At 51.4% G+C, this 11,795-nt stretch carries 10 protein-coding genes; 5 read left to right on the top strand and 5 right to left on the bottom strand.

The window, feature by feature from the left end; genetic code table 11:
* The first annotated feature begins 8 nt into the window (after positions 1-8).
* The 3 genes from ACTS3T_RS22660 (at position 9) to ACTS3T_RS22670 (ending at position 1,620) form a co-directional block, all read left to right on the top strand.
* Positions 9-899, top strand: coding sequence for an ABC transporter permease (locus ACTS3T_RS22660; RefSeq protein WP_377962924.1), 891 nt, complete (start codon positions 9-11; stop codon positions 897-899).
* Positions 900-971: 72 nt separating this feature from the next.
* Positions 972-1,235, top strand: a complete 264-nt coding sequence (locus ACTS3T_RS22665; RefSeq protein WP_377962922.1) for an AbrB/MazE/SpoVT family DNA-binding domain-containing protein — start codon at positions 972-974, stop codon at positions 1,233-1,235.
* Entirely contained in the window at positions 1,222-1,620 is a 399-nt protein-coding gene (locus ACTS3T_RS22670; protein WP_377962920.1) for a type II toxin-antitoxin system VapC family toxin, read from the top strand. Before ACTS3T_RS22665 ends, ACTS3T_RS22670 begins: the two co-directional genes overlap by 14 nt.
* 84 nt (positions 1,621-1,704) lie before the next feature.
* Here ACTS3T_RS22670 and metH read toward each other — a convergent pair whose 3' ends face one another.
* Positions 1,705-5,340: a methionine synthase gene (gene metH / locus ACTS3T_RS22675; protein ID WP_377962918.1), complete on the bottom strand. Its 3,636-nt coding sequence runs from the start codon at positions 5,338-5,340 to the stop codon at positions 1,705-1,707.
* A 173-nt stretch (positions 5,341-5,513) separates the two neighbouring features.
* On the opposite strand from metH, the gene ACTS3T_RS22680 reads away from it, so the two are divergent.
* Both ACTS3T_RS22680 and ACTS3T_RS22685 read left to right on the top strand, forming a co-directional pair.
* Positions 5,514-6,746: an MFS transporter gene (locus ACTS3T_RS22680; protein ID WP_377962916.1), complete on the top strand. Its 1,233-nt coding sequence runs from the start codon at positions 5,514-5,516 to the stop codon at positions 6,744-6,746.
* 262 nt (positions 6,747-7,008) lie between these two features.
* Positions 7,009-8,238, top strand: coding sequence for a pentapeptide repeat-containing protein (locus ACTS3T_RS22685; RefSeq protein ID WP_377962914.1), 1,230 nt, complete (start codon positions 7,009-7,011; stop codon positions 8,236-8,238).
* A gap of 112 nt (positions 8,239-8,350) precedes the next feature.
* On the opposite strand, the gene ftsH3 is transcribed toward ACTS3T_RS22685, so the two are convergent.
* The 4 genes from ftsH3 to ACTS3T_RS22705 form a co-directional block, all read right to left on the bottom strand.
* Positions 8,351-10,195 carry an ATP-dependent zinc metalloprotease FtsH3 gene (gene ftsH3, locus ACTS3T_RS22690; protein WP_377962912.1) on the bottom strand — a complete coding sequence of 615 codons (1,845 nt, stop codon included), beginning with the start codon at positions 10,193-10,195 and terminating at the stop codon, positions 8,351-8,353.
* 121 nt (positions 10,196-10,316) lie between these two features.
* Positions 10,317-11,126 carry an aminotransferase class IV gene (locus ACTS3T_RS22695; RefSeq protein WP_462935795.1) on the bottom strand — a complete coding sequence of 270 codons (810 nt, stop codon included), beginning with the start codon at positions 11,124-11,126 and terminating at the stop codon, positions 10,317-10,319.
* Positions 11,127-11,144: 18 nt separating this feature from the next.
* Complete coding sequence (locus ACTS3T_RS22700; protein WP_462935805.1) at positions 11,145-11,369, bottom strand: type II toxin-antitoxin system HicA family toxin; 225 nt, start codon at positions 11,367-11,369, stop codon at positions 11,145-11,147.
* Positions 11,370-11,513: 144 nt separating this feature from the next.
* Entirely contained in the window at positions 11,514-11,714 is a 201-nt protein-coding gene (locus ACTS3T_RS22705) for a type II toxin-antitoxin system HicB family antitoxin (RefSeq protein WP_462935796.1), read from the bottom strand.
* Positions 11,715-11,795: the final 81 nt, after the last annotated feature.

Raw genomic sequence — 11,795 nt, forward strand, 5'->3', positions numbered from 1 at the left:
AAGATACTATGGCAACGCAGTCGCGGTCGTTTTTGCGCTGGCTGACCCCCCAGCGAAAGCTGACTATTTCGATCGCTTTTATGTGGATGGGGTTAGCTATCACTTTGTTTTTTGTGCTGGCTGCTGTGTTTGCACCGCTACTGCAATCGTGGGGTCTCTTACAAGACCCTATGGCCGCGATTGAAAACCCTATTCACCAGCCGCCTTCAGCCGAGTATTGGTTTGGTACCAGTCGGCAGGGCTACGATATTTTCTCGCGGACGCTGTTTGGCACGCGGGCGGCGTGGCAGGTGGTGGTGTTAGCCACCTTGATGAGTGTGGTGGTGGGGGTGCCTTTGGGCATGTTGAGCGGCTACCTGGGCGGACGGCTCGATCGCGGGTTGCTGTTCTTTATGGACACAATCTATACGCTGCCAGGGCTGTTGCTCTCAGTAACGTTAGCCTTTGTGGTAGGGCGTGGTGTGGTGAATGCGGCGATCGCCCTCAGCATTGCCTACATTCCGCAGTATTACCGGGTGGTGCGCAACCATACAGTTAGCGTCAAAACCGAACTGTTTATCGAAGCGGCTCAGGCAATGGGCGCTTCAACCTGGACTGTATTGAGTCGCTATCTATTTTTAAATGTTGTCCAGAGCGTACCTGTGCTGTTTACCCTCAACGCGGCGGACGCAGTGCTGATTTTGGGCGGCTTGGGCTTTTTGGGTCTGGGTTTACCAGAACAAACCCCAGAGTGGGGGGCAGATATTCGCCAAGCGCTTGATGCGTTGCCTACGGGCATCTGGTGGACAGCGCTGTTTCCGGGGTTAGCGTTGACGCTAATGGTGACGGGGCTGTCGCTACTAGGAGAAGGGCTAAACGAGTTTATCAACCCCCTGATGCGACGGGAGAATTGGAAATAGCTAATGGTTTATCGGTGGCTTTGCGATCGCTAGTGCTAAAATTCTTTAGGCTTACTTACACTACCGAACTTAATGGAAGTTACTCGTTTGTCAAGCAAGGGTCAAGTTTTCATTCCTGAAACTTTGCGAACTGCTCATAACTGGCAAGTGGGGCAAGAATTCATTGCGATCGAGATGGGGGACGGTATTTTGTTAAAGCCTAAAAAGCCTTTTCAGGAGACGAGCTTAGCGCAGGTTGCAGGATGCTTGAAGTATTCAGGCAGCGCCAAGAGTTTAGACGAATTAGACGATGCGATTCGCCAAGGTGTTCTAGAGCAGTGGCATGATCGCAGTTGATACCAACGTTGTTGTTCGACTTTTGACTCAAGATGATGAGGTGCAATACGAGAAAAGCCTCGCTCTCTTTAGTGCCAACGATATTTTCATCCCGGACACAGTCATTCTTGAACCCGATTGGGTTTTACGATTTGCTTATAACTTTGCACCTAGAGAGATTTGCTCAGCGTTAAGGAACCTCTTTGGCTTAGCGAATGTTCAGCTCTCGAATGGAGTTTTAATCGCGCAGGTTCTGCAATGGCATGAACAGGGCTTAGATTTGGCTGATGCTTTTCATCTAGCCCAAAGTCAGAATTATGACGCAATTTATACATTTGATCGAAAATTTGTACAGAAGGCGGTAGGGCTGTCTGCCTGCAAAGTCTGCCTACCTCAGTCCATCTGATGGTCAGGGTGAGCGTTGAGCAGCATTTGATCAACCCAATCAGTCAAATTGCGGTCACGAAAACCACTCCTACGAGTGCCAGAATCAGGCGCTAAAGTATTTCGCAGTAGGATGATAGGCCACGATCGCGGTGGTAGATTGCTCAGGGTAAAGCTGTTCGCTTTCGTCCATATACATACCAATGCGATCAACTTGCAGCAGATCTAGCTGTACAAACTGGTCTTGAATGTTGGGGCAGGCAGGATAGCCAAAGCTATAGCGTGAGCCTTGGTAGCGCTGTTGCAAGATATCGCGCAAAGTGTCAGGCTCTAGCCCACCATAGCCCAGTTCTTGGCGGATGCGAACATGCGTCCACTCGGCTAATGCCTCTGCCGTTTGAACCGCAAGACCGTGGTAGTAGAGGTAGTCGGTGTATTGATCAGCGGCAAACAGCTTTTGGGCAAACTCAGTCGCCACTTCGCCCACGGTGACAGCTTGCATGGGGAAAACATCAAACTGCCCAGGCTGAGCCATTTCTTTAGGCAAAAAGAAATCGGCAATGCACAGCCGTCGCATCGATTTTTGCCGAGGGAAGGTAAACGTAGCGATCGGTTCTGGCAATCGTGGGGGAGAAGCAGCTTTTGCCGCTACAGCGATATCTGGATCATAGATATGCAAAGAATTACCTTCTGCCAGACAGGGAAAATAGCCGTAGACCACCTGAGGATGTAGTAGGTTTTCGCTAAGCGATCGCCGCTGCCAGCCAGCTAAAATCGGCTGTACCGTCTCTTGCAAAAAGGCGTCGTATTCTTCCCGCGACTGCTCCTTGGGTTTACGAAACTGCCATTGCCCTGCAAATAGCGCTTGCAGGTCTAGATAGCCAAACACCTCCTCCAGTGAAATCTCTGCTGGAGTCAATACCTTTGTTCCCCAAAAAGGCGGTGTAGGCCGAGAGATAGCCGGATCGACCGCCTCAGAGCGGCGAGTGTCGAGGGGGGCAGAGGCTTGGGAGCTTGGCAGCGTAGCAGCCTCTGCTGCAGTCCTCTCCGCATCCCTGCGTCCCCCTGTCCCTGCGTCCCCGCGTCCCTGCGTCCCCGCGTCCCTATTACCTTCTCCCAAAAACCCTTGCAAATCATCCCACTGTCCTGCCGCCTTCGCAGGCATCAGCTGATCCATGAAGTGCAGGTCAGAGAAAGCGTCTTTACCGTAGACCACCTGACCGCGATAGGTCTTTTGGCAGTCTTCGTAAACAAACTTAGGCGTGAGAGCCGCCCCACCGAGAATCACCGGAACGGTGATGCCTGCTTCGTTGAAAGTTTGCAAGTTGTCTTTCATAAAGGCAGTGGATTTTACCAGCAAGCCACTCATGGCAATGCAGTCGGCTTGGTGTTCTTGATAGGCGGCGATGATGTTGTCAACGGGCTGCTTGATGCCCAGATTCACTACCTTGTAGCCGTTATTTGACAGGATAATATCGACTAAATTTTTGCCAATGTCATGCACATCGCCTTTGACGGTGGCAATGACGACGGTGCCTTTGGCGCTGCTGCTATCTTCTTTGTCCATGTAAGGTTCTAGGTGGGCTACAGCGGCCTTCATGGTTTGCGCCGATTGCAAGACAAAAGGGAGCTGCATTTGGCCGGAGCCAAACAGATCGCCGACTACCTTCATGCCGTCAAGCAAGAAAATGTTGATGATATCCAGCGGCGGATATTTCTGACGGGCTTCTTCTAGGACTTCTTCTAGGCCAATGCGTTCGCCGTCGATAATGTGACGTTTAAGTTTTTCTTCTAAGGGCAGATCTTCGGTGCTGGTGCGAAGCTGCTTAGCTTGCTTCCCTTCAAATAGGGTAGTGAGCGTGGTCAGCGGGTCGTAGGTGCAGACTTCACCGTTAAAGCGACGGCGATCGTAGATTAAGTCTTGGCAGACTTGTTGATGCTCCGGCTCAATTTTGGCCAAAGGCAAGATTTTGGCAGCGCTGACGATCGCCGCGTCCATGCCCGCCGCCATTGCTTCGTGGAGAAAGACAGAGTTAAGCGTAATTCGGGCGGCGGCGTTGAGGCCGAAGGAGATGTTAGAGACGCCTAGTAAAATGTGACAGCCAGGGAGATCTTGGCGAATTTGATGAATGGCTTCAACGGTGGCTTTACCGTTTATTCGGTCTTCTTCAATGCCTGTGGAAATAGGCAAGGCCAGCGGGTCAAAGAAAATCTCGTAGGGGGGAATGCCATACTCAACGGCGTCGCGATAGGCGCGTTGGGCGATCGCAAATTTTTGCTCAGCACTACGTGCCATGCCGTCTTCATCAATGGTGCCGACGACGATACCTGCGCCATATTTTTTAGCCAGTTCTAGCACTTTAAAGAAGCGCTCTTCGCCGTCTTCGTAGTTGGTGGAGTTGAGAATACACTTGCCCCCGGCCACCTTGAGTCCGGCTTCCATCTTTTGCCACTCGGTAGAATCCAGCATCAGCGGCAGCGTAACGTTGTTTACCAGGCGAGAGGCGAGTTCGTGCATATCGCGCTCACCGTCACGACCCACATAATCAACGTTGACATCGAGAATGTGGGCACCTTCGCGCACTTGAGACTTTGCCAGAGAAACCAGACCGTCCCAGTCTTCAGCGTTGAGCATTTCGCGGCACTTTTTGGAGCCGCTGGCGTTGAGCCGTTCGCCCACAATTAAAAAAGAATTGTCTTGTTCGTAGGGTTGGGGACTATAGATTGAGGCGGCAGCAGGGGTGTAGTCTAGCCCTGTGTAGGGAGGCAGCGACAGGCGATCGCCAATGGTTCGCGCTTTTGGCTTGAGGTCGTGGGTCATCTCTGCTAGCTGCTGAATGTGATCCGGACGGGTGCCGCAGCAGCCACCGATCACTTGCACACCCAAATCTTCGACAAAGTGCATCAGCGCCATCCGCAGTTCCATTGGCGTTAGGCGGTAGTGGGCTTGGCCACCCACGTTTTCGGGCAGTCCGGCATTGGGAATGCAAGAAACGATAAAAGGCGAATGCGCTGAAAGATACTTAATATGCTCTTTCATTTTGTCGGGGCCTGTGGCGCAATTTAGCCCCAAAATGTCAATGTGGTAGGGTTCTAAAATCGTTAGGGCAGCGCTAATTTCGGTGCCGACTAGCATTGTCCCCATCACTTCCATCGTGATTGAAACCATAATCGGCAGGCGATCGCCTTTTTTCTCAAACACTGCTTCAATGGCGTTGAGTGCGGCCTTGATCTGCAAGACATCTTGGCAGGTTTCCACAATCAACAGGTCTACACCACCGTCGTAAAGCCCTTCTACCTGCTCGACATAGGCATTCTTTAGCGTGTCGAAATCAATATGGCCCAGGGTGGGGAGTTTGGTTCCTGGCCCCATTGAACCTGCCACAAATCTCGGTTTTTCTGGGGTGGTGTATTCGGCGGCTACCCGTTTGGCAATTTCAGCCGCTTTTTTATTCAGTTCATAGGCTTTGTCGGCCAGGTCGTATTCGGCCAAGACGATGGAGGTGCCGCCAAAGGTGTCGGTTTCAATCACGTCAGCCCCGACGGCTAAAAAGCCCCGATGCACTTGCTCAACGGCTTCTGGTTTGGTTTCAACCAAATATTCATTACAGCCTTCATATTCTGGCCCGCCAAAGTCGGCAGCCGTCAGGTTTTGGGCTTGCAAAGAGGTACCCGTCGCCCCATCAAAGACAATCACAGGACGCTCTGGGCTATGAAGGCGATCGAGAAAAGCGCTGGGCATGGTGTTGATTGAAAATTGGCGAGCTAAGGAAAGACGTTGTCGTCAAGTTTCTATTATCATCTACGCCATCCTGAGACGGAAGTCTAGCGTTGGGTCTAACGTTTTTTTATCGTCTCCAGACAGAGCAGGGTAATTTCGGCTAGTTTGGCAGTGCGAAGTTGTGAGGCAAGCTGATGCAGGCGAAGCGGATTTCGGATCAAGCAGTTTTATGGCGGCAGGTATGGGGGCTGGCTGCGGTGCAAGGGGCGATCGCCCTTACCTGGGTGATCTACAACCTTTATTTATTAGACTTGCTCACTGGGTTTGGCTTTCCCCGAGGGCTGGCAACAGTTTTGTTAATTATAGAAAATCTGCTGGCGGCAGTGATGGAGCCGTTAATGGGCAGTCTCGGCGATCGCGCTCAGCAGTGGGTAGGGAGCCGTTTTCCGCTGATTGCTTTGGGCATTATTTTGGCGTCAGTTTGTTTTATTGCCATTCCGACGGTGTTTATTTTGGGGGGGGCTGGTCTGCGCGGTCTTTTGCCTGTAGCTTTGGTCGCTTGGGCGTTGGCAATGACGATTTTTCGCAGTCCGGCGTTATCGCTGCTGGGTCGTTATGCCTTTGCTACTCAACTGCCCCAGGCCGCCAGTATTTTAACGCTGGTGGGGGGGGTAGCTGGGGCAATGGGGCCACTGGCAGGTAACTTTATTCTCAGTTTGGGGCCTGCGGTGGCTTTTACAATTGGCTCGGTGGTGATGATTGCAGCAGCGGCGGTGTTGCGGCAGGCAGGCCCAGATCAAGCGATCGCGGCAGAAGCCAGTTCCCTCGCTTTGGCTAGCCGCTGGGGCGATTTGTCGCTGCCGGGGCTGGGGCTAATTTTTCTGGCGGGGGTGGGCATTACGCTGGGATTTCGGCTGCTGCTGAGTAGTTTTCCCAGCATTTTGGCGCTGCAACTGCCGGGGCCGATGGTGAAGGTAGTTGTGGGTCTGATTTTTGTGGCGTTAGCGGTGACGGCGATTCCGGCAGGTAAGTTGACGCTAAAGCTAGGGAATCGTCGCAGTATGGTTTTGGGTCTGATCGTAATGGCGATTCTGTGCGGTTTGGTGGGGTTGATTCAGGGGGGACTGCTGGCAGTGGCGATCGCGGTGATTTTTGGTGCTGCCTTTAGCCTGGTGTCTAACGGAACAATTCCGTTTGCTCTGTCTTTGGTGCCTGCGGACAAGGCAGGCTTAGGAACTGGCCTATATTTTAGCGGCGGCGCAGTGGCTTCTAGCTTGTTTGGCGTGATTGGTAATCAGCCGGAAACAATGACTCCTGCAATAGCTGCGATCGCAGGCGGCGGCGCATTTTTGGCAGCGAGTCTTTGTATTGCAGCCAGCGGTCGGGTTCTGCTGAACGCCACAGCTTCGTCATTAGGCCAGCGTTAGGTTAAAGATAGCCGCTGAAAGCCGCTGACAAAAAAGCCTGTCTTCTGCTTTTAGCGATAGCTGACCAAGACGAGAACAACGCCTTCTCAGTCAAATTGATTGCTCAAAGAATTTGTCAATGGTTAGTGTGTCAATTTTGCTTCTTCCACACGGGGGGCTGTTTGGCGGAACTCGTTTTAGCTGAGCCTTGTCAAGCTACCTGATGACAAGGCTTTTCGACTTTGAAAAGCCTAGCCACACCATGTCATTGGAGCAAACAAACATGAAACCTCAGTCTCATTTAATGCTGCCTATGGGCGCGATCGCTCGTTGGCAAAAAATATCGGCGGCGCTCTTGGCCGCTACGCTCTGCTTGGGGAGCTTGACGGTACCGCTTTATGCCCAAAGTGTCAGTGACCCGGAAGAGGTTGAAGACATTGAGGCTGAGACTCAAGACGGCTGGGAGGCGGTATTGCGCTCAGTGCAACTGATTGACGAATTCGATCAAAGTGTAGAAGCGTTTGTGTTGCAGGTTGAGATTTTTGAAAAACCGACAACAACCTACGCCAACGCCGTCTACCAAATCTACGGACACTACCAAGGAGAGCGGCGTTTGCTCTATAGCAACCGAGGAGCCCGGCTGATCACCAATGAAGCGGGACAATGGGTGCTGCCTGCCGAGGTGGTTTCCATTACCAGCCTGCGGGAAGAGTTTGGCGAGTTTGATCTCAGAGATCTTGACTTAGAATTTGTGGCTCAAGTGCGCTACGACGCCCAAAGTCGTCGAGATCAGCGCTTAGAATGGCGCGAAACTTACCGCTATAGTGAAATCACTCGCATCACCACAACTGAGTTTTATGCGGTAGAAACGGCTTATGAGATCCGTCAATTGTTTTTGACTTATCTGACGCCTGCTACCGTGATCGTCATTGAGCCGCAGTCAGTTAGCTGCGCCTTGGCTCAGTATCCGGGCACGCCTGCTGAAACGGCAAACAACCGTTACGATCGCGCCCCTCGCAACGATGACTACAGCCACAGCAGCCTGCGCAACCACAATTTTAGTCGCCGCAATTTGGAAAAAGCTAAGTTTGGCCGCAGCGACCTCAGCTATGCCAATTTCTATGGCGCTAATTTGACCAAAGCTGATTTTAAGCGTTCGGTGCTGCATCAGGCCAATTTGCAAAGTGTCTATGGCGAAAAGGCGAAGTTTGATGCTGCCGATTTGAGCTGTGCTCAGTTGGCTGGCTCTAACTTTAGCGATGCCAAATTTAAGCAGGCCGATCTGCGGCAGGCGGATCTACGCAGTGCCTATCTCAGAAAGGCAAAATTTAAGGACGCCGATCTACGGGGCGCTGACTTGCGCAATGCTAATTTGAGTCAGGCTGACTTTAAAGATGCCGATTTGCGAGGAGCTGACCTGCGGGGAGCCAATTTGCACGATGCGAAGCTAAGGGATGCCCGTTTGGAGGGAGCTTTGCTACCGGAAGGATTTTCAACCCGGCGACGACGATAAAGCCTTGCCCGGAGGAATTTGAGGTCGCCCTCGGCGCTTACACACTCAAAACGCTCAGATTGCCTGTTAGCAACCTGAGCGTTTGAGCAAGCAAATTGAGTGCTATCCGCCGTTAAGCGATCGCTGCCATGCGAACATCGCTTTCAGCCAATAGAGACTGAAGTTCTTCAGCATCTACCGTCTCTTTTTCCACCAGCATGTCAGCCAGCTTATCTAAAATAGAGCGGTTTTCAGTCAGCACTTGCTTAGCGCGAGTGTAGGCTTGATCGACTAGCTGACGCACTTCGGCATCAATCGCGGCTGCCGTCTCTTCGGAAAAATCGCGCTCGGAAGCAATGTCGCGACCCAAGAACATATTGCCTTGCTGACGACCTAGGGCTACTGGGCCTAAGCGATCGCTCATGCCAAAGCGGGTGACCATTTGACGCGCTACCCTAGCGACTTGCTGCAGGTCATTAGAAGCCCCTGTCGTTACTTCTTCTTCCCCGAAGATAATTTCTTCAGCCAGACGCCCGCCCAAGGCAACCGCCATCTGATTTTGCAGATAAGAGCGAGAATACAAACCCGACTCCATCCGATCTTCACTAGGGGTGAACCAGGTTAACCCACCGGCGCGACCACGCGGAATAATGCTGATTTTCTGCACCGGGTCATAGTCAGGCATTAAAGCGCCAACCAAAGCATGGCCTGCTTCGTGATAAGCCACTAGCTGCTTGCGCTTTTCGCTCATAACCCGATCTTTTTTCTCTGGGCCAGCCAAAACGCGATCGATCGCATCGTTGACTTCATCCATTGAAATTTCGGTCAGGTTGCGCCGCGCGGCCAGAATAGCGGCCTCGTTTAGCAAGTTAGACAGGTCAGCCCCTGTAAAACCAGGCGTACGACGGGCAATTTTGTCTAAATCCACGTCTTTGGCAAAGGTTTTGCCGCGAGCATGTACTTTGAGAATTTCCAAGCGTCCGGCATAGTCAGGCCGATCAACAACTACCTGGCGATCGAAACGTCCTGGCCGCAGCAGTGCAGCATCTAGCACATCAGGACGGTTTGTCGCGGCAATGATGATAATGCCAGTATTGCCCTCAAACCCGTCCATCTCAGTTAGAAGCTGGTTCAGGGTTTGTTCGCGCTCATCATTACCACCGCCTAAGCCCGCTCCCCGTTGACGACCGACAGCGTCAATCTCATCGATAAAGACGATGCAAGGTGCATTGGACTTAGCCTGCTCGAACAGGTCGCGCACGCGAGAAGCGCCAACCCCAACGAACATTTCTACAAACTCAGAACCTGAGATGGAGAAGAAAGGGACGCCTGCTTCCCCGGCAACTGCTTTTGCCAGCAGGGTTTTACCTGTTCCAGGTGGGCCGACTAGCAAAACGCCTTTAGGAATTTTGGCTCCCACTGCCGTGAAGCGGTCCGCATTTTTGAGGAAGTCAACTACTTCAGTCAGTTCGAGCTTAGCCTGTTCAATTCCGGCAACATCGCCAAAGGTAACTTGTGTCTGTGGCTCCATCTGCACCCGCGCCTTTGACTTACCAAAGTTCATGGCTTGGCTACCGGGGCCGCTTTGTGCCCGACGTAAGACAAAAAATAGAACAACCAGCAACAGGACTGGAATCAGCAGCGTGCTGAATACCCGTACCCATACACTGTCGTCACTTTGGGGAAGAACCATAATATCGACATTATTGTTCTCCAAAATGCCGATCAAATCGGGATCGTTGGGCAGGTTGACCGTTACCCGTCCGCTACCGTCGGGAGCTGTAAACTGTGCCCGCGTCCGATCAGCACTGAGGCTGACGCGTTCAATGCGGTTGCTCTCAACGGCATCAATAAATCGGCTGTAGCGCCATGACTGGGTTTCTTGGCGAGCGCCGTTGTCAAAAACTGCTGTCGCCAAAGCAATGACAACCACAATCAAAAGTGCATATAGCCCTGCATTTCTCCACCGCTTATTCACCGGGGTTTAGCCTCCTAAATCGTTGTCGGCGAGAACTCTTTTTATCGTTTGCTGCGAGTACTCTGTTCGTTTTAATCGCTTAGATATTAATTAATGTTAACTCAATTTCAGAAATTGAGATTTATCCCCCCTGCTCAAACAGCGATCGCAGGTCTGTTAAAGCCGAGTGGCAAGGGTTGTATTCCAGTCTAGTCTCTCTCATTAAAATTGTGCGTAGGGGAATAATTTCTGTGACGCTGTTGCTGTAGGCGATCGCCGTAAACCGTTTTCTTAGCTCAGGCGTCCATGGCGTTTCCTGGACAGGAATTTGGCAGGTTTGTAAATGCTTAACCAAACGCGATCGCACAATTCCTGGCAAAATGCCAGCCGCGAGCGGCGGCGTCCACCAACAGCCTGCTTGCCATCCCCAGAGGTTGCCTGTGCTAGTTTCCAGCCAGCTATCATCAAGATTGGTCAAAATTGCCGCTGTTGCGCCTTGCCGTTGGGCTTCTTGTAGTGCTAGCCAGCAAGCCAGGTAATTTCCGGTTTTGTGGGTGGGGAGCGATCGCTGATAGTGGGCAGGGGCAACCCAGGCCGTGGTACCTTTTTGCTGGCGATCGCTCAAATCGGGCGGTAGTTCGCGCCCCGTAATCCACTCTTGCCCATCCGGAAAAATTGTTACTCGCAAAACCGGATAGATAGCTTTAAGCGTTTCGGCTCCTTGGCGCACCTGTGCCCAGTTGGGTTCTTGCCAGTTAAATTGATAAAGAGAATTTTTGAGGCGATCGCAATGGGCGAACCACTGCGTTAGGGGATGGTCTAAAGAATGACGATAAACCCGCAACGTCGTGAATACCGTCGCCCCAAACTTTAACCCTAGATTGTTAAAGCTGATGGGCAGTGCTTGATCTTGCGCAATTTTTTGCCCGTTGTACCATTGAGTCTTTTTCACAAGCGTTCGCAAATACTTCTAGCCCTGCCATTCCTCTTTGGGGATTTCTGCACCCTGTAGAATACTACGAAGGGTTCCAATTGGTAGATCTCGCCCACTATGATCAGGCACGATAACCTGTAATCCAGAACTGGGGTTTCGCCATTTGCGATGGCTTCCTTTCTGAGAAATGAATTCAAAACCATACTGGCTTAGAAGCTTTTCTATATCCCTAGCTTTCATGCGGCGAATACGCTTGGACATTTTCTGGATTTCCTGGAAATAGATAAATAAAGGTCTATCCATTCATAGAGTAAGTTAGCTACAGAACTTGCCTAAGAATTGGTATGGATTAGCCAGAAAAGTGCAGTAAACCTAAGTCAATAGAAAAATTATAGAAAGACTGGCTTAAACGGTTACCTCTCGCGAAATTGCATTTGGAGCTAATTGAATTGGAGCAGTTTGCAGGTAAAGCTCTATAGCCTCTCGAATATTCTCTAAAGCTTCTTGTTCTGTCTCGCCTGCTGAAGCACATCCAGGTAACTCTGGACACCAAACTGCCCAATCTCCAGTTTCTAGATCTGGTTCAAGGATAACGCGCCATTTCATAGAGAATTTCTCCTGCCTGGGATTCAATAAACTTATTTTGAGCGATTGTAGCTTTTGCGCCACCTTCCATCAGACTAGATC

The sequence above is a fragment of the Almyronema sp. genome (assembly GCF_052168255.1).
GTDB classification, from domain to species: domain Bacteria; phylum Cyanobacteriota; class Cyanobacteriia; order Phormidesmidales; family Phormidesmidaceae; genus Sphaerothrix; species Sphaerothrix epifaneia.

Bases quoted from the DNA above. Each gene is read 5' to 3' on its own strand.
- ACTS3T_RS22680 (WP_377962916.1), top strand. From the start codon at position 5,514: ATGCAGGCGAAGCGGATTTCGGATCAAGCAGTTTTATGGCGGCAGGTA.
- ACTS3T_RS22700 (WP_462935805.1), bottom strand. From the start codon at position 11,369: ATGTCCAAGCGTATTCGCCGCATGAAAGCTAGGGATATAGAAAAGCTT.
- ACTS3T_RS22685 (WP_377962914.1), top strand. From the start codon at position 7,009: ATGAAACCTCAGTCTCATTTAATGCTGCCTATGGGCGCGATCGCTCGT.
- ACTS3T_RS22660 (WP_377962924.1), top strand. From the start codon at position 9: ATGGCAACGCAGTCGCGGTCGTTTTTGCGCTGGCTGACCCCCCAGCGA.
- metH (WP_377962918.1), bottom strand. From the start codon at position 5,340: ATGCCCAGCGCTTTTCTCGATCGCCTTCATAGCCCAGAGCGTCCTGTG.
- ACTS3T_RS22665 (WP_377962922.1), top strand. From the start codon at position 972: ATGGAAGTTACTCGTTTGTCAAGCAAGGGTCAAGTTTTCATTCCTGAA.
- ACTS3T_RS22705 (WP_462935796.1), bottom strand. From the start codon at position 11,714: ATGAAATGGCGCGTTATCCTTGAACCAGATCTAGAAACTGGAGATTGG.
- ACTS3T_RS22670 (WP_377962920.1), top strand. From the start codon at position 1,222: ATGATCGCAGTTGATACCAACGTTGTTGTTCGACTTTTGACTCAAGAT.